The organism is Vibrio sp. ECSMB14106 (assembly GCF_000972265.1).
In the GTDB taxonomy this organism is placed as follows: Bacteria; Pseudomonadota; Gammaproteobacteria; order Enterobacterales; family Vibrionaceae; genus Vibrio; species Vibrio kanaloae.
Map to the genome: position 1 here is coordinate 153,792 of NZ_LAUM01000010.1, position 17,693 is coordinate 171,484.

At 43.8% G+C, this 17,693-nt stretch carries 19 protein-coding genes; 8 read left to right on the forward strand and 11 right to left on the reverse strand.

The annotated features are described in order from the left end of the window. Window positions 1-115 precede the first annotated feature (115 nt). Window positions 116-1,570 (reverse strand): cardiolipin synthase, encoded by a 1,455-nt coding sequence (cls, locus tag WR49_RS09475; RefSeq protein ID WP_017057104.1) that lies wholly within the window; start codon window positions 1,568-1,570, stop codon window positions 116-118. 367 nt (window positions 1,571-1,937) lie between these two features. Here cls and WR49_RS09480 point away from each other — a divergent pair, with 367 nt between their 5' ends. The 3 genes from WR49_RS09480 (at window position 1,938) to WR49_RS09490 (ending at window position 5,306) form a co-directional block, all read left to right on the forward strand. Beyond that, window positions 1,938-3,371: a sodium-dependent transporter gene (locus WR49_RS09480; RefSeq protein WP_082082756.1), complete on the forward strand. Its 1,434-nt coding sequence runs from the start codon at window positions 1,938-1,940 to the stop codon at window positions 3,369-3,371. Window positions 3,372-3,645: 274 nt separating this feature from the next. Next, window positions 3,646-4,344 (forward strand): TIGR01621 family pseudouridine synthase, encoded by a 699-nt coding sequence (locus tag WR49_RS09485; protein ID WP_017057106.1) that lies wholly within the window; start codon window positions 3,646-3,648, stop codon window positions 4,342-4,344. A gap of 8 nt (window positions 4,345-4,352) precedes the next feature. Beyond that, window positions 4,353-5,306, forward strand: a complete 954-nt coding sequence (locus WR49_RS09490; RefSeq protein WP_046223836.1) for a class I SAM-dependent methyltransferase — start codon at window positions 4,353-4,355, stop codon at window positions 5,304-5,306. A gap of 78 nt (window positions 5,307-5,384) precedes the next feature. Here WR49_RS09490 and WR49_RS09495 read toward each other — a convergent pair whose 3' ends face one another. From WR49_RS09495 to WR49_RS09515, 5 genes are all read right to left on the reverse strand, one after another. Then, window positions 5,385-6,005, reverse strand: a complete 621-nt coding sequence (locus WR49_RS09495) for a CDP-alcohol phosphatidyltransferase family protein (protein WP_046223837.1) — start codon at window positions 6,003-6,005, stop codon at window positions 5,385-5,387. Beyond that, window positions 5,995-6,645 carry an ATP-binding cassette domain-containing protein gene (locus WR49_RS09500; RefSeq protein ID WP_046223838.1) on the reverse strand — a complete coding sequence of 217 codons (651 nt, stop codon included), beginning with the start codon at window positions 6,643-6,645 and terminating at the stop codon, window positions 5,995-5,997. Before WR49_RS09500 ends, WR49_RS09495 begins: the two co-directional genes overlap by 11 nt. Next, window positions 6,611-8,311, reverse strand: coding sequence for an ABC transporter permease (locus tag WR49_RS09505; RefSeq protein WP_046223839.1), 1,701 nt, complete (start codon window positions 8,309-8,311; stop codon window positions 6,611-6,613). The genes WR49_RS09500 and WR49_RS09505 overlap by 35 nt, the downstream gene beginning before the upstream one ends. 5 nt (window positions 8,312-8,316) lie before the next feature. Further along, on the reverse strand, window positions 8,317-9,483 hold the full coding sequence (locus WR49_RS09510; RefSeq protein WP_046223840.1) for an ABC transporter substrate-binding protein: 1,167 nt from the start codon (window positions 9,481-9,483) through the stop codon (window positions 8,317-8,319). Between the two features lie 428 nt (window positions 9,484-9,911). Further along, window positions 9,912-10,358 carry an META domain-containing protein gene (locus tag WR49_RS09515; RefSeq protein ID WP_046223841.1) on the reverse strand — a complete coding sequence of 149 codons (447 nt, stop codon included), beginning with the start codon at window positions 10,356-10,358 and terminating at the stop codon, window positions 9,912-9,914. Window positions 10,359-10,545: 187 nt separating this feature from the next. Here WR49_RS09515 and WR49_RS09520 point away from each other — a divergent pair, with 187 nt between their 5' ends. Both WR49_RS09520 and WR49_RS21455 read left to right on the forward strand, forming a co-directional pair. Beyond that, the gene (locus WR49_RS09520; protein WP_017057113.1) at window positions 10,546-10,809 is read left to right on the forward strand and encodes a DUF1289 domain-containing protein; all 264 of its coding nucleotides are present in this window, start codon (window positions 10,546-10,548) and stop codon (window positions 10,807-10,809) included. A gap of 109 nt (window positions 10,810-10,918) precedes the next feature. Further along, window positions 10,919-11,086: a hypothetical protein gene (locus WR49_RS21455; RefSeq protein ID WP_017057114.1), complete on the forward strand. Its 168-nt coding sequence runs from the start codon at window positions 10,919-10,921 to the stop codon at window positions 11,084-11,086. Window positions 11,087-11,143: 57 nt separating this feature from the next. On the opposite strand, the gene WR49_RS09525 is transcribed toward WR49_RS21455, so the two are convergent. The 3 genes from WR49_RS09525 to WR49_RS09535 form a co-directional block, all read right to left on the reverse strand. Next, window positions 11,144-11,446 (reverse strand): thiamine-binding protein, encoded by a 303-nt coding sequence (locus WR49_RS09525; protein WP_046223842.1) that lies wholly within the window; start codon window positions 11,444-11,446, stop codon window positions 11,144-11,146. A 127-nt stretch (window positions 11,447-11,573) separates the two neighbouring features. Beyond that, window positions 11,574-11,795: a hypothetical protein gene (locus tag WR49_RS09530; RefSeq protein ID WP_017057116.1), complete on the reverse strand. Its 222-nt coding sequence runs from the start codon at window positions 11,793-11,795 to the stop codon at window positions 11,574-11,576. 232 nt (window positions 11,796-12,027) lie between these two features. Then, window positions 12,028-13,266 carry a DEAD/DEAH box helicase gene (locus WR49_RS09535; RefSeq protein ID WP_046223843.1) on the reverse strand — a complete coding sequence of 413 codons (1,239 nt, stop codon included), beginning with the start codon at window positions 13,264-13,266 and terminating at the stop codon, window positions 12,028-12,030. A 313-nt stretch (window positions 13,267-13,579) separates the two neighbouring features. Between WR49_RS09535 and WR49_RS09540 the strand changes: the two genes are divergently transcribed. Next, the gene (locus WR49_RS09540) at window positions 13,580-13,936 is read left to right on the forward strand and encodes a hypothetical protein (RefSeq protein WP_017057118.1); all 357 of its coding nucleotides are present in this window, start codon (window positions 13,580-13,582) and stop codon (window positions 13,934-13,936) included. A 158-nt stretch (window positions 13,937-14,094) separates the two neighbouring features. Here the strand turns inward: WR49_RS09540 and WR49_RS09545 are convergent, their stop codons facing one another. Together WR49_RS09545 and WR49_RS09550 are read right to left on the reverse strand one after the other, a co-directional pair. After that, the gene (locus tag WR49_RS09545; RefSeq protein WP_046223844.1) at window positions 14,095-15,219 is read right to left on the reverse strand and encodes a M14 family metallopeptidase; all 1,125 of its coding nucleotides are present in this window, start codon (window positions 15,217-15,219) and stop codon (window positions 14,095-14,097) included. A 135-nt stretch (window positions 15,220-15,354) separates the two neighbouring features. After that, entirely contained in the window at window positions 15,355-15,633 is a 279-nt protein-coding gene (locus tag WR49_RS09550) for a nitrogenase-stabilizing/protective protein NifW (RefSeq protein ID WP_046223845.1), read from the reverse strand. A 173-nt stretch (window positions 15,634-15,806) separates the two neighbouring features. Between WR49_RS09550 and WR49_RS09555 the strand changes: the two genes are divergently transcribed. Continuing rightward, window positions 15,807-16,019: a TIGR02450 family Trp-rich protein gene (locus WR49_RS09555; RefSeq protein ID WP_046223846.1), complete on the forward strand. Its 213-nt coding sequence runs from the start codon at window positions 15,807-15,809 to the stop codon at window positions 16,017-16,019. Between the two features lie 483 nt (window positions 16,020-16,502). After that, the gene (gene proV, locus WR49_RS09560) at window positions 16,503-17,690 is read left to right on the forward strand and encodes a glycine betaine/L-proline ABC transporter ATP-binding protein ProV (RefSeq protein ID WP_046223847.1); all 1,188 of its coding nucleotides are present in this window, start codon (window positions 16,503-16,505) and stop codon (window positions 17,688-17,690) included. Window positions 17,691-17,693: the final 3 nt, after the last annotated feature.

The window sequence follows — 17,693 nt, forward strand, 5'->3', positions numbered from 1 at the left end:
CCCCCAAATCAAGAGGGAGGCTGGAGTTTTTACACTTTTTAATTTTTGTCGTGGTTTAGGATTAACGGTTACAAGCGTAGTTAGGAAGTGAGTTGTTACTGATTCTTTGATCTTATTAAAGCAGTGGATTGAACAAATAGAACAACCTTTCAAAGAAGCGGTTACGTAGGCTTCTTTTTTCCCATCTTTCTAACTCAACTTGATGAGCCGACTCTATGTAAGACTTTTGTAATTCTGATAGTTGTCGTGTGAAGTGCACATCATCGACGGCAAGTGTGACTTCAAAATTGAGCCAGAGACTACGCATGTCAATATTGACCGTGCCGATCAAACAGAATTCTTCATCAACAACGACGGACTTCGTATGGAGAAGGCCACCATAAAATTCATAAATTTTCACTCCCGCTTCAAGCAGTTCGGTATAAAAGGCGCGAGAAGCCCATTTAACCATTAACGAATCGTTGTTGTGCGGAATGATCAGTTCTACGTTTACACCACGTTGAGCTGTCATTTTAAGTGTCTCTAATAAGTCTGCGCTAGGGACAAAGTAGGGTGTAGTGATGCATAGAGATTTATTTGCCTGATTAATGGCAATAGTTAGAACTTGCAGGATTAAATACTCAGGCATCCCCGGGCCTGATGGAACAACTTGAACTGGATGATGAGTCATTATTTCTTCAACAGGACATTTCGGTAAGTCGGGAAGAATTCGTTCGCCCGTTTCAACTTCCCAATCCCAACCATGGATTGCCGACAGCACGTTAACGGTTGGGCCCGTTATACGGACCATTACGTCGATCCAGTGACCCACCCCTGAGCTCTGCTTGAAATGGATAGGGTCAACCATGTTCATTGAACCGGTATAAGCAATGGATTCGTCAATTACGATGATTTTGCGGTGTTGTCTTAAATCTAAGCGTCGCAAAAAAATACGCCATGGGCTCACTTCCAACGCTTGCACAACTTGGACGCCCGCGTTTTTCATCATTAGAAGCCAGTGGCTCCTGAAGAAGCGAGGGCTACCTGCTGAATCGAGCAAAACCTTAACATCGACGCCGCGTTTTGCTGCTCGGATAAGAGCTGAAGCTACAGAATCGGTCAGGCCACCAGGGTGCCAAATATAGAAAACCATCTTAATGCTGGTCTGTGCATTTTCTATATCTTCGATAATTGATTGTAAGCTCTCATTAGGAGAAGCTTGCAGTGAAAGCGTGTTACCACTGAGTGCAGGAATGCCCATCCTATTGTTACAAAGTTCATCAATCTTGTGGATTGGGGAGCCGACTTTACCGGGCTGGTGAAGTTGGCAATTATTTAACTGGCGGAACCAATCACCAAAGGGAGTAAACATTCGGTGCGCACGTTCAGCTCGCTTTTTACCCAGATTCAGCTCACCAAAAAGGAAGTAAAAAGCGACTCCAACAATAGGAAGTATGTAAATAATCATGAGCCAGGAAAGAGAAACACTGAGAGAACGTCGTTTTAGTACGATACGTAAAGTTACACCGGCGACAAGAACCCAGTACAAAGCAACAGAAGCCAAAGTTAAAAAATGGTAGAACTTTTCCACATTGAATACTCGAAAAAAGAGACAGTTAGATAGTAATGCTATTTTAAGAATATGGGAATTTAAGGAATCAACTATTTACAAAATAGAGCAAAAGCTGTAAATAGGTTAAAGTTGTTAAGTTTTAGTTAACTTAAGAAGAAAGCGATTGTTTTGAGCGAAAGCGTACTATTTAACCATAAAAATTTACACTGGTAACGAAATATGTACGGTTCGCGCTTCCAATTTTATTTTTAAACTGGTTTACTTGCTATATAACGAGCGTCAATCAAATCTTTTAGTTGTGTAAATTTATTTATACACCTTATCTTTTAAAGACGCCACCCAAAGCAAAACACAACATCACATAACACAAAAGTTTGGAGTACACGTGGCTACGAGTAATACAACCACAACACCTCGCGATACCTGGGGTTCGAAGTTAGGATTCGTAATGGCTGCAGCAGGTTCTGCTGTTGGCTTAGGTAACATTTGGAAATTCCCTTACACAGCAGGCGAAAGCGGCGGCGGTGCATTCGTTGCAATCTACCTGTTTTTTGTCATCTTTATCGGTTTCAGTGTCATGTTGACTGAATTTGCGATTGGCCGTCATACGCAAAGATCAGCAGTAGGTGCATTTAAAACAACAGACCGTCGTTGGACGTTCGCCGGTGTAATCGGTGTGTTTAGCGGCCTATTGATCATGGGCTTTTACCCAGTTGTAGGTGGTTGGTCAATCGCATACATTGGTAAAATTGCTGGTGGTCTTCTTGATGCACCAGAAGCCATTGGTGATAGCTTCGGCGGCTTTATCTCAAACCCAGTTCAACCATTAATGTGGATGGGCCTGTATCTATTGCTTAACGTTGTTATCGTTATTAAAGGTATCTCTGGTGGTATTGAGAAGGCGGGTAAGATATTGATGCCAATTCTTTTCATCATCCTTATCGTGGTATCAATTAAAGGTATCATGCTTCCGGGCGCGATGGCTGGTCTTGAATTCCTATTCAGCCCTGACTTCTCTAAAGTAGACAGCGGTGTAATTCTAGCAGCGCTAGGTCAAGCATTCTTCTCACTAAGTCTTGGTATGGGTTGTATGTTGACTTACGGCTCTTACCTTAAGAAGAAAGAAAACCTAGTTCAAACTACGGCTATGGTTACGGCAATGGATACAGGTGTTGCTATCCTAGCTGGTGTTGCAATGTTCCCTGCAATGTTCGCATTCGGTATGGAACCTGCAGCTGGTCCGGGTCTAGTATTCGTGGTTGTTCCTCAGCTATTTGCTGAAATGGGCGGCGTAGTTGGTCTTCTATTTGCTCTTATGTTCTTCGTTGGTCTGAGTGTTGCGGCACTGACTTCTTCAGTATCTCTACTTGAAGTTGTGGTTTCTTACCTAATTGATGAAAAAGGCATGAAGCGTGTAACAGCAGTACTGACTGCAAGTTCAGTGATGGCTATTCTATGTATCTTTGCTTCTTTATCACTTGGTGGCTTCGGTCCAACACTGTTTGATACTGGTGCATTCGATATCTTTGACCTATTGACTGACAAGATCTTCCTGGCAGTTGGCGGTATGTTGGTATGTATCTTTGCTGGTTGGAGACTAAACCGTGCTGACCTAGAGAAAGAAATCACTAACGACGGTGAAGTTTCTTTCCCATTGTTCGGTCTGTGGTACACGCTAGTTAAGTACATCATCCCAGTAGCTATCGCTATCGTAGCGTTTATGGGTATCTCTTCTGGCTTCGACAGCGGTAAAGGGGCAATTATGCTACTAGGTATTGGTATCATTGCTGGCTCTGCGGTAATTTCTAAAAAATTCTAATCGTAAGCTAAAGTCAATGGATAAACGGGAGCTTGAGGCTCCCGTTTTTTTATGCTTACGACTCTATTCGTTAATAACAATAACTAAAGTTACCCTCTTGGTACTTAGTATAAATACCATTAACGATTAGTTGATCAGCATTTTGATTTAGGTAAGTTTAGTGTGAAATTGTTCGTGAGAAAGAAAGTTTATTGAGTTCGTTGGACTTTTTCGTAGCTGGATTATGGGTTCAGACACGGTATACTCCACGCTCTACAATGGAGCTAGCCTTTACATGTTCGATATTCTTCTGAACCACTCTGATTTTTTACTTATCAATAAGCATCCTGGAGTCAGCGTCCACAAAGACGATGGCGATACCATGTTGCTTCAAGAAGTTGCTAAGGCAATTAATGAGCCTAAGCTGTATCTCGTTCATCGACTAGATAAAATGACCTCGGGCATTCTACTGCTAGCAAAAAATGCGTTGGCGGCGAGCGAGCTTTCACAGCTATTTGCAAAGCGTGAAGTAGAGAAATATTACCTTGCGATTGGTTCTAAGAAGCCAAAGAAAAAGCAGGGTTTGATTTCTGGAGATATGGAGCGATCAAGACGCTCAAGTTGGAAACTTCTGACATCCAAAGAGAATCCGGCGATTACTCAGTTTTTATCAGCAACGGCTGAACCCGGTGAACGTCTGCTTTTATGTAAACCCTATACGGGGCGAACTCATCAGATCCGTGTCGCGATGAAATCGATCGGCTCAGCCATTGTTGGCGACCCTATTTATAATCCGTCGAGTGAGGCTGACAGAGGTTATCTGCATGCCTTCGCGATTCGATTTACCTATCAATCACAGGCCTACGAATATGTTTGCGATCCAAGAAGCCTAAACTCCTTGGGTGAGAAGTGGCATCAGGAAACCGTGTCGAACGGTTTAGACAACTGGCTTGAACCTTGGTCATTAACTTGGCCAAAGCTAAACACTAAGTGAGTGAAATAATGGAAGCATCAGCTTTACCTCTGTTTTTTAGTCATATTGAACAGCAACTTAATGAAGTACCAAACGAACTACGCCGTATTTTCCACGGCCGCGGTAAGTTTTGGCCTGGTCTAGAGCAACTGACATGTGACTGGGTTGATGGACAACTACTGGTTAACGTGTTTAAAGAAGTAGACGATGAATTCTTGTCATCTCTCAAAGCTGGATTGGTTGAACTCACCAACAAAGATATCTGGCAATCAAAGCAGGGCACAAGCATTGTTCTGCAACACCGTTATGCCGATGGCGCGCCTTCAGAGGTTCTATGGGGCGAGTTGAATGATTCTCCGGTTGTGGTTGAGCACGGTCTTAAGTACCAATTAGATATTGGCCGTAATCAGAACTTCGGTTTGTTCCTAGACATGCGCAATGGTCGTCAATGGGTACAAGATCATGCCAAGGATAAGAACGTTCTTAACCTGTTCGCATACACCTGTGGTTTCTCTGTCGCGGCTATCGCTGGTGGCGCTCGTCAGTGCATGAATGTGGATATGTCGCGTGGCTCACTAAACAAAGGCCGCGATAACCACCGTCTGAATGATCACGATATGCGTTCGGTTAACTTCCTTGGTTACGATATCTTTAAGTCGTGGGGGAAAATCAAGAAGGGCGGCCCTTACGAGCTCGTTATCATTGATCCGCCTTCGTTCCAAAAAGGCAGCTTTGCTTTAACTAAAGATTACAAAAAGATCTTACGTCGTTTGCCTGAGCTTCTAACAGAAGGCGGTGAAGTGATTGCGTGTGTTAACTCACCAGCGGTTTCTCCTAACTTCCTTATCGAGACGATGGCAGAAGAAGCGCCAAACGTTGAGTTTATTGAGCGCCTAGATAACCCGCCTGAGTTTGTCGATGTTGACCTTGATTCAAGCCTTAAGGTACTGAGGTTTGAGATTAGCGCTTCTGCTGACGCTTAATTGTTTTTAAACACCAGTTAGAAAAAACGCCGCTCATATTGAGCGGCGTTTTTGTATCTTGTTTTTGTCGTTAGATTGCTAACTCTCTTGCTGAGTCTTGAGGGTCTGGAACCCAAAATAAATTCGCATGAACGTAGTTAGCCAACACGCCGCACCAAAGGTGTAAGCAATAACCGCAAAGTGTTGCGGCCAAATACAAAAGGCAATGAAACACGCGATGGTTTCAGTGCCTTCGGTTAGCCCTGACATGTAGTACAAAGACTTATGCTTATAGACTGGGTTTTCGATGCCTCGCTTGCCTGCCATCACCGCAAACGCCAAAAAGCTGCTGCCTGTGCCGATAAAAGAGAAGATCAAAAATGCACCGGCAATGGCGTTATGTTCTGGGTTGGCAATGACGAATCCAAAAGGGATCAGCGAGTAGAATAGGAAATCTAGGCTGATATCGAGGAACCCGCCTGCATCACTGATGCCTTGGGTTCGAGCCAAGGCCCCATCAAGCCCGTCGCAAACCCTGTTAAATACAATAAACCCTAACGCCCATTCGTATTGTTGAAATGCCAATGCTGGAAACGCTAAACATCCAACCAGAAACCCAAACAGGGTGGTTTGGTTGGCTGTGATGCCGAATCTATTAAGTAGTTTGGCTGATTGATTTAATGGCCACTTAATGACCTTAATAGAGTACTTATCCAGCATGGTTACTTCTCCATGGCCAAGACAGTACTTCTGCCCCTTGAGGTACATCGGCTTCGTCGTGCGTGACCATTAATGTAGGGATATTCGCTTTGGTCAATTGTTCAAACACCCAATCTCGAAATTGTGCTCTTAACTCTTGGTCCAGTTTGCTGAACGGTTCGTCAAGCAGGGCTAGTTTAGGCTTGGCTAACAACATACGAGTTAAGCTTATTCTTGCGCGTTGACCACCAGATATTTGATCCGGGAAAGACTCTGCCAAGTGAGTTAGCTCTATGTCTTTTAGCGCAGCCATTGCTTGCTGTTGACGAGCGGAACCCTTAACCGAATTAGGCAGAGAGAACGCTAAGTTTTCCCATACTTTTAGATGAGGGAATAGTAAGTCATCTTGAAACAGGATACCGACTTCACGCTGATGTGAAGGCAGGTCGTCCAACTGAATATCGTTTAATACAACGGTGCCTGAATATGAAAACTCTTCACTTAAGTGACCAGCAATCGCATCCAATAAGGTCGACTTTCCGCAGCCACTCGGCCCCATCAAAGCCAGTATTTGGCCAGATTCTAATGTTACGTTTAGCGCTGAGAACAGCGAATCTCCATCGGTTTTACGGATGGCGAGGTCGTTGAGGTACAGACTCATTACTTAGGAAACCTTTAAAAGTAAGACGGCGATATCTAAGTTGAAGTCGGCTGACTAATATCGCTAAAGAGAAAAAGAACAGAGGCAATAGGGCCTGCCAAATGGCATAGATTGCTGTCACCCTGCGGTCGAAACCACTGGTTAGGGCAACGGCTTCTGTGGTGATCGTGCTAATACGGCCCGCACCGAGCATCAATGTCGGCAAGTACTGAGCCAAACTCACACTGATCCCAACCGCCCAAGCAAAGGCGATAGCAGGAAGCAAGATCGGCAGTTTGATCGAATACCAACTCTGAAAGGGCGATTTACCTAGGCTCAGCGAGGCTTTAATCAACCCATCATTGAAACTTTTCCACGGGCCGTCCAAAGACAGATACACAAACGGGAAAGCAAAGAAAACATGCGCCCAAATCACCCAGAACTCATAGGCACTACTGCCGATGTAGAGGGTCGTGACTTGCATACCAAACAATACCGAGAGTTGAGGTATTAGCATTGGAATAGCGATAATGAAGCCCGGAACTTGCCACTTGTATTTGATTCTGTATTCGTGAGCCACCAGCGCAAGCAACAAAGCGATTGAAGCGGCAATAAGACCAATCCATAAGCTTTGACCCACAGTACTCATGATGCCATCCCATTCGAACTCCCAGAAACGCATGCTGTAGCGGCTCGGCAGTAAATCAGGGAAGCGCCAACGCTGAGCAACGCTCCAAATTACCATCAATGGAATGATCAGCAGTGAAAGACTAGCAAGCACTGTGAATACCGTTTTCCCCGGGAGGTTTGCCCCTGTTCTTCCGGAATACTGCCAAGTTCGAAAGTACTTAAGAACCGCCCATTCAACTAAACGCGCCAAGGCGATGATCAACGAAGCTAAACCAAATAAAACGATGGCACCAGCAGCAGCTCGCGGGAGTAGGTTAAGGTCAGGATCGTTGAACCATTGCCATACCAAAACGGCAAAGGTCGGCGGGTTGGTTGGGCCAATGATCAGAGCAATATCGACAACCGAGACACTGTAAGCGAGTACTGCCAGCATTGGGAAGCGAAGCTTAGTAAACCATTGTGGGAAAATACATTTCCACCAGATCTGAGCACGGCTATAACCCAGAGATGCACTGACCTTAGTGATACGCTCTACATCAATTTGCTGAAGTATCGAAATGCTCATCAGCAACAAGAAAGGGACTTCTTTGAGTGCGAGCATAATGATTAAGCCAAACGCGTATGGGTCTTTCACCAATAACGCCAATTCAGAGCTGGTAGCCGATTCGCCGAGCAAGTAATGTACCGCTCTTGCGCCAAGTCCCGTTGGACTAAACAGAAAAGCAAAGCCGATAGCGAAAGCCACATGTGGAATGGCAAGCATTGGCGATAGCATTAACTCAATCTTTCTCCAAAACTTGTTTCCCCAAGAAGCTTGAAGAATACAAAAGGTCAGGAAGCAGGCGATATAGCTGCTTCCAATTGCTGAACCTAGGCTTAAGCCAATAGAGTGCCAAGCCCCTTCCCATTGAAAGACTTGGCTAAAACCGTTGAGTGTCGGCTCCTCTAAACCAAGGGGCGGGATGAAACTCAGTGACGAAGCCACGACTCCCGCTACCCCAGGAATGGTTGGGATGATACATACAGCTATAACAACAAAATATAGAGCGCGTAGCATGGAGGTTAGTTACCGTATCGCTTAAGCCACTCTTTCTCGAGCGCGTTTTGCCAACTAGGATGCGGTTCATCAATCGATTTAAATTGCTGAGTATTTTTAGCGCTGCCGGTTAAGTACTTACTGCTCAATACAGAAGGGTCACCCCAAACATTGAGGTCACCTTTGCGAGATTGTGCTTCTGGGCTCAACAAGAAGTTGATGGTCACTTGAGCACCCGCGGTTGCATTGGCATTCCAAGGAATCGCAAGGAAGTGAATGTTAGACAGAGCGCCGCTTTCTAACGCATAAGCCTTAGTGGTTTCGGCTAAGCGACCACTTGCTTGTGCTGAATAAACAGAGTTTGGATTGAACGTAATCGCGAGATCGATCTGTCCGTCATCCAGAAGTTGGATGCTTTCCGATGTGCCTGCCGGGAATTGTTTGCCACCGCGCCATGCCACTTTATGGAATTTATCTAAGTAAGCCCACAGTGGTGCCGTCACTTCTTGGAAGTTGCCTTCTGAAACCGGCTGAGCCAGCGCAGGGTTATTGTTTGTTAGTTCAATCAGTAGAGACTTAATGAAGCTCGTGCCATGAAACTCTGGTGGGCGAGGGTAGCTTAAGCGGTTCGGGAAAGCCTGAGCGTAGCTCAACATCTCTGAGAATGATTGTGGTGGATTGTGCAGCGTCTCTTGATCGTGAATGAACACAAGTTGTCCCACGCCCCATGGTGCTTCTAAGCCTTCTGTCGGCTCTGAGAAATCAACATCAATCGGTAAAGACTTATCAACATACTGCCAATTTGGAAGTGATTCTGTAAATGGTCCAAACAATAGTGCGTTGTCTTTCATCGAGCGAAAGTTCTCGCCATTGATCCAGACGATATCGACACTGCCTTCACTGTTCTTTCCTGCCGCTTTTTCAGCAAGCAGCCTAGTGGTGGTTTCCGCAATATCGGTTACTTTCACATGCTTTAACGTGACACCGTACTCACTTTGTAATTTCTTGCCCGCCCACTGTAGGTAACGATTGATCTCTTGGCTACCGCCCCAAGCGTGAAAGTAGACAGTTTCTCCCTCTGCCTGCTGTTCGATTTGGTTCCAACTGTCGGTGGATGTTGCTTCATCAGCATAAATGGTTGCGCTGTATGCAACGGTTGCCATGATTCCTAACGTACTTACTATCTTGTTCATAAACTTTTCCATTTGGTAGTGAACGGGCAAGAGCATTGTATTTTCAAACTCCCTAGGGCGTGTTGACCTTTCGTGGTTAACGAAAGATCAACATGCGCTAATAGTTATTCTATCTGTTTCTGAAATAAATTCTAATTCAACAGTAAATTCAATCAATTACTTGAGAACAAGCAGGGAGTTCGCGGTTGAGTTTTGTTCGATACGTAATCATCTCGAAAACTCGACAGACTCTAGGCTTTTGCCATCCTAGTAACAGACCGCTGAACCGTTGAATTTATTGCATCTAAATGAGAGATTTTTGAGGTTTATTGGAGGTTGGTACGAAAAGTCGGCGATGAGTGTTAATTTTGAAGGTGTTGTGAGGGTAAGCAGGCAATAAAAAAGGAGCCATGAAGGCTCCTTTAATCAATATCTATTTCGAGAACGGATTAGTTTACCCAATCACGAATTGTGTACGTTAGCGTGTGTACATCGTTTTTCAGTACTAGCGTATCGTTTGTTAGGGTTACGTCGCTCCACTCGCTTAGAGTAGCAGAAACTGACTGTTCGATTTCCATCGCAGAGCCGTGACACATTTTCATTGTCATGCCCATTTGCTTGATACGGAATTGACCGTCTTTCAGCTCGCCTTGACCGAAGAAGTTGTTGCAACCAGCCATGCCATTTGCCGTCATCTTTTCGCCGATCTCTAGACGAGGAGCTGCTTGGTCTTCGTTTTTCACAATGTCCTTGCCATCAACTTGCGCAAGTTCCCAATTATGGTGCTGTAGATCGGTTGGTGTTACTTGCATCGCGTTGTCACCTGTTGTTGTGCATGCTGCTAGCATCATAGGTAAAGCGGCTACTGCTAGTAATTTTTTTGAACTAAACTTCATATTATAAGGCTCCAAAGGAAAGAACGAAGTTACCGAATAAGTGTAACTTGATGGGTTCAAAGTATAGTTTACAAAACACTATATGTGTCAGTATAAGGTCATAGTTTAGTATGAATTTCACGAGTTGGGCGACAAATTAATCGCTTATTTTTTAATTAGTAAGCTCGATTTTGATGTGTAAGGAGGCATGGTGGAGCAGTTAGAGTTTTTCCAGGTTCCAAGCCCTTGCGTTGGGGTTTGCTCAAGCGATGATAAAGGCTATTGCAATGGTTGTATGCGCAAAAGAGAAGAGCGCTTTAATTGGATGTCGATGACTCCGTCAGAACAATTGCACGTGATTAAGCTGTGTCGTCAGCGCTATAGACGAAAAATAATGAAGCAAAAAAACTTGGTTGGTAAGCAGGTCGATGAAGAGGGAAACACAAGTCCCCAAGGAGATCTTTTTGGCTAAAGAGCAAGCATTAAGATTTTATTTAACTCCGAAGTAACTATTACTTTACATAATGGTTGGGGTGTAATATTAAGGTAGGTACCTTTGTACCTGAAGGAGTGGTGTCGGTATGAATAAAAAGAACGTAAAACTCAAAAAAGAGCCAGTCAAAGCACTGGACCGAAAACCGATCGGGGCAAAAGATGACCCTGAAGTTGCTCCGCGTGATTGGCATTCGATGTCAGAAGAAGAACGAATGGAAATCCTTTCTCACCTCTCAGACATGCCTTTCCAGTAACACCACAGGTTTTTCAGAGTCTTTCTTAAAGCTCAGTTTTCGGAAACAAAAATGATATTAAATAAACATGTGATTCGCTTTCGTTACACCACGATGGTACGTGCAAAATGTATCATCGGCCTCGGTGGTTTTACTGTGAATCTTAATGTTCGTGATCACTTCTACAGCCCCTGCATCGTAGCAAGCTTGTTCTGCTTGTTTAATTATACCGAGTAATTGGTTGAGTTCACCTTTCATTGTGGTTTCCATCGCACCAACTTGGAAAGGTACATCGGCAGCTTTCACCACTTCAATGGCTTTATCAACCACTTCGAAGTTGTTACCTTCTTTAACGCGAGGTATCACTTGGAAGGCAACCATTACTTCTTTTTCTCTTTTTAACTCAGACACTTTCTGCTTACTCTAGGATAGGGAATTGTTGCAGATGATAGGTTAATGCGGAGACGAATTCTACAGCGGTTATGCTGGTTGGATTACTCTCGTTGTCCTACTTGTTACCCCAGTGGTCACTTACCCAACCACCTATGTGCTCATCAAAATGACTGCCACTGAACCTCTGGTTGCGTTCAACCGAAGTATCACAATCATCTTTGTTATCTATTAGGGTTTGTATGTAGTTTGCCATCGGGTCATTGGAACGTTGACGATCTCGGCGGGTTGCCACTTCCTTAATCAGTTGTAATCGATATGTAGAGCTAGCACGTTTCATTTCAATGACCTCCTGTTGTAGACACTAATAGAAAAATCTAGTTGCCAGATATAGGGGCGTCAACGTGATTTAAGAGTATTTTTTTTGAGCAACCAAGAATCAATACGTTGGCATCATAATTCACAAAAGTGTCATTTAAGTTGGCATCTTTAGGGAGGTGTTTGGGTGTGAATTTATGTTTTGTTGCATATAAAAAAGCCCAGTAAAAACTGGGCTAATCGACTTTCTTTGCTTATTTCGAAGAACTTGGCTTGCCTTTAAATTGCTTAATGCTCTTCTTTTTGGCTGTTCTTCTATTCGCCATTTTATCTTTAGGTGGACGCTTGCGAGCGGTCGCTTCAGATGCAGGTTTGTCGGTAACCGGGAAACCTTCTAATGGTTGCAGCACCAACGGCTTATTGGTTAGGGTGCGAATTGCATTGAGGTAGTCTGTTTCGCTGTGGCTAACCAGAGAGATCGCGCAGCCAGTACTTCCTGCTCTTGCTGTGCGACCAACGCGGTGTACGTAAGTTGCTGAGTGAGAGGGTAATTCGAAGTTAATTACGACAGGTAACTGGTCAATATGGATGCCTCGAGCCATCACGTCGGTTGCGATAAGCACACGAGTCTCGCCATTTTTGAAACTTTCTAAAGCTTGCTCTCGTTCTTCTTGGCTCTTATTTCCATGTAACGCACTCACACTGATTTTGGCTTTATTCAATCGTTTGGTTAATGCATCGGCATTGTCTTTTGCGCCAATAAATACCAATACTTGCGGCCATGTGTGTTGATTGAGTAGGGCGATGAGCGCTTGAGCTTTACTGCCTTTGTTCACTAAATACAGGGTTTCTTCAATAGCCGCGACCACGCTGTTTTCTTGGTGTGTCGTGACTTTAACTGGATTTGAAAGAAGCTCTTCAGCCTGACCTACTAATTCGGGCGGAAGTGTCGCAGAGAACAGCAGTGACTGACGTTTGCTCGGTAGTGCTGCAGTAATCGCTTGAATATCTGGCCAAAAGCCCATGTCGATCAGGCGATCGGCTTCATCAAGAACCAATGATGAACACTGGGCTGCATCCAGTTCACCACTTTTAATTAAAGCAAGTAGACGGCCTGGTGTGGCGATGGCTAATTGTGGTCTCATCGATAATTGTTGCTGTTGATCATCAGTATTCACGCCGCCCGTTAGCGTTACCAATTTGATATTGAGCGTTGTCGCGATCGGCTCTAAAGATTTGGTCACTTGAGATGCAAGTTCACGGGTTGGAACAATGATCAGTGCTTGCAGTTCATGTACATCTTGGTTGATGTTATTCAGTAAAGGTAAGCCGAATGCCAATGTTTTACCGCTGCCCGTTTGAGCTAATGCAAGTACGTCTTTCCCCGCAATAATTGTAGGAATTACCGCTTGTTGTATCTCTGTTGGATTATTGAATTGAGATGGGAGCGCGGAGACGGTTTTTGCGTTAAGGGTTAGGCTAGCAAATGACATAAATGAACCAAGTATCAAAAGGGAGGTGGAGTCTAACAGGGCTGCAAATGTTAGAGAATCAGTTTTGTAACCATAATGACAAGCATATCGAAAACAAAGTAAAAAATGTTCTGGGAATATAGTCAACTAACAGTTCAGTATAGATTTTTGTACAGTATTGAGCTCATACTTAGTGCTCGGATCAAATACCTAAAGTATTATATTCTCAGGCCGATATAATAATTAGCTATTAATTGAGTGAATGTGTAATTTAAAACCCAATTGAAGATAAAGTCTATTGCTTGACCGAATAAACAGAGACAGGGAGTCACCAATGCGTGAAGAGTCATTCACCCAGAAACGCAAATATTACCGCTTAAAGTACCCTCAAAAGGCACGTCCGGTGATGCGAATTAAGGATGAGCTTTTTCATGTCAGTGAAGTGTCTGAAAAGGGTGTACGCCTGATGATGCGTAACATCATCCCTGTTTATCGAGGTTTCTCTATGGCGGGCAGCTTAAGACTGCATGATAACAATACTATTGATATTAGTGGTGCAGTGCTGAGACAAGAAGGCGATGAAGTGATTGTCCAGTTATCACAAGGACCAAGCTTCAAAGATATGGTGTCTGAACAAAGGCACATTAGGCAAAGATACCCAGTGTTTTTTGCTAGCCTGAGAGTGGCTTAAAAGTCACGGACGTTAGATTCCTTAAGGCGCAAATCGCTCATTCTAAACAGAGGTTAAAAAGCCCAGCACTTTCGCAAGTGCTGGGCTTTGTTCTATCTATAGCCCAGATTCTTATAAACCAAAGGCGATACAGGTAAAGCTAATAAGCTTAGTTCGCCTTATAGCGCGTCTACTGTTGCCCAAACCGCGGCTAGCATGTCGTGACCAAACGCGACACTTCGCTCTGGAGACCAGCCGTAAAGTTCGTCAGCGTGACTGATGTGATCTTTAAATGGCATCTCGACGGTGTAAGCTAAACACTTGAACTGCTCACCGATCCAGTTTGTGCCAACCGTCATATTCGCTTTGCCCGGTTCGTCTTTATCGTAACCAAATTCATCTTGGAACTCTGGTGTGATCGTCAGTAGTGCTTGCTTGAAGTGATTCTCTAGTTTAGCAATACGCTCGTTGTATGAAGGCGTGCCTTCGCTACCCGCGACAAAGTTATATGGAATCGCTTCGTCGCCGTGAATGTCTAGACATAGGTCAACGCCTGTTTCTAGCATACGCTCGCGAACAAGGAATACCTCTGGGCTGCGTTCCATAGAAGGTGATTGCCATTCGCGGTTCAGGTTTACGCCAATAGCGTTAGTACGCAGGTGACCGCGGATGCTGCCATCTGGGTTCATGTTTGGTACAACGCGGAACACAACGCTGTCTAGAAGAGAGCGACCGACTGTATCTGTTTCATCAAGCAGGCGTTGCAGCAGACCTTCGATCAGCCACTCAGCCATCGTCTCGCCCGGGTGTTGGCGACCAATAACCCAGATATTTTTCTTCTCTTCACTTGGCTCACCAATGGTTAGCAAAGTGATGTCATTGTTGTCTAGCGTGTGGCCCAAAGTTTCAAGCTTACAAGCTGGGTGCGTTTGAGCACTGTGCAGAAGATCTTGGTGACGATCGTATGAATACGGTGCGAAGTACGCGAAGTACATTGAATCGTGTTCAGGGATGATATCGAAGCTTAATGTCTCGCCATCGAACTGAGATGGGATACGGAACCACTCTTCACGGTCATACGATGCAACCACATCGTAATCTTTCCAGCCTTCAGGGTAGGCAGATGTTGCCAATTGACCGATTTCAAAGTGGTGAGCTTGTTGAGCTTCACTTTCTAAGCGGAAGTGAAACCACTGAGAGATTTCAGTTTGGTAGTCTGCTGGGATAGTCAGTTGAATGTTTTGTGGTGAATCTGCTGAAACGACGTGAATGTTGCCGCTTTCGAAATTGCTGAAAATTTTCATTGTAGTTTTTATCTCGTAGTTGAGTTGCCGTAAGACTAGCACACTTTTTTTCGAGCAAACCACTAACTAAATCGTAATGAGATGTTATTTCAACTATCTACTTTTTAGTTCTCTATTTTGAACAGTACTTCCTGTCTATCGACGCTGGCATGTTGTACACCCACGACAGGCAGAACGTGTGTGGCGATCTAACTTGCTGCGTTGAACCTTACAATAAGCGTTTTTTAGCGCTCTTCGTCCAGAGAACCAATCATCGGGTTTTGACAGGATCAGATAACCATTAAAGCGTTTCACAAGCTCGACTCTATTTTGGTCGATGAACTTGCTATCAAACCCAATTTCGAAGTAATCAAGCGCTTGTTCAATCGAGGTGAAACTCGCCATTTTTTGTTGGAATAATTCTGTTTGGTTCATGGGGATTTGTCTCTGAACTGATGGCAGCTAGTGTACCGAGTCTACGACTTGTTTTATTGACTTTAGTTATGACTTATCTGGATTTTAGTCGTGGGCTTTTTCAACTTAAAATGATCTTTTTAACTCTTTGAAGCTTATAGATAAAACATCAATGTACTGAGTAGGAAAGAATCATGAATCGAATTAACCCAAAGAAACTGCTCCGCAGTAAATGGACTGCTGTTAGCCCATTAAAGAAAGAAAAACACTTTATGGTCACAGAAGTAGAATTTGAAGAAGGGGAGGTCATTCGTTGTTCGATAGAAGCGGTGATGACGAAACGAGAGGAAGACATCAACTGGAGGGATCTAACCGACAAGGAACATTGGCTTCCAGGTTGGAAGTAGGGGCTACCAGTTACTCCAAGCTTGTTTTAGCAGTTTATGGAGAGCCGTGGCCTTGTTTGAGTCTGCCTTTGATTTACTCATTGAACAAAGTCAATCTCTTGTTCTGAAATTTTGATAGATAGTTCGCATCCTAATGATTTGTACACGAACCATTTTATTTGTTATTGGTTCGTTGACTCTATTGTTCACTCAAGTTTTAAATAATTATTCAATAATCTGTCAGCAATTGACACAGAATTATTAAGGTTTATGTTGTTTTTGAATTTATATAAATATCAATATTTTATGTTGTTTTTGGTTGGTGTTTGATCGGTTTTTTTATGACTAATTATAGTCTTAATCGGTTTTTTTACAGTATAGAATCTCTTGATTCTCACTAGGCAATTGCTTAGAGTGCTAATTGTTTTCCGGGTTTAAATAAACTACTTTTAATCTTAAATAGCCGTTTTTAAGCTTAAAAAAACTAAGAAAGGATTAGATTACATGGATCCCATACTGGAAGTTAAGGGACTGTACAAGGTGTTTGGTGAAGACACTGATCGTGCTTTTTCAATGATTGATGAAGGTGCGGATAAAGACAAAGTTTTCGAAGAGACAGGGCTAACGATCGGTGTTAACGATGTTTCTTTGAGTATTCAAGAAGGTGAAATTTTCGTCATAATGGGACTGTCAGGATCTGGCAAATCAACCCTAGTACGCCTTCTTAACCGCTTGATTGAACCTACCAAGGGCAATGTGCTTCTTCGAGGCAAAGATATTGCCCACATCTCAGAAGATAGACTCCGCGAAGTTCGCCGTAATAACATCTCTATGGTTTTCCAAAATTTCGCCTTGATGCCACATATGACGGTGATCGAGAACGCAGCTTTTGGCCTTGAGCTCGCAGGTGTTGAAGCCGATATACGCAAACAGTCTGCATTTACAGCACTAGAACGAGTAGGCCTTGGCCCATATTCAGAATCTTATCCGGATGAATTGTCTGGTGGGATGAAACAGCGCGTTGGTTTGGCTCGTGCTCTCGCCTGTGACCCTGACATTTTATTAATGGACGAAGCGTTTTCTGCACTCGACCCTTTGATTCGTACTGAAATGCAAGACGAGTTAATTCGACTGCAAAATGACGACAAGCGTACGATTGTTTTTATTTCTCATGATCTTGATGAGGCAATGAGAATCGGGGATCGAATTGCGATTATGCAAAATGGTGAGGTGGTTCAAGTTGGTACACCAGATGAGATCTTAAATAGCCCTGCTAATGACTATGTTGAAGCCTTTTTCCGAGGTGTTAATGTGGCGAGTGCATTGACCGTCAAAGATATTGCTCGCAAGAAACCTGCGGCGGTATTTAAGAAGTCAGAACATGACGGCCCAGCCTCCGCATTACAGATATTGATGGATAACGACCGTGAATACGGCATCGTTATTGAGAAGAGCAGTCACTACTCCGGCATTGTTTCTGTTGAATCTCTTCGTAAAGCGCACAAAGAAAATAAGTCATTAGTTAGTGCTCAATTAGATGATGGCTTAACTCTTAACCCGGATTTACCAATCAACGACGTACTTGGCCTTGTTGGCGGTGTTCCTTACTCCGTTCCTGTTGTCGACGATAAAGGTACTTACTTTGGCGTGGTAACTAAATCACGACTGCTACAAACATTGGATAAGGGGTAGAGC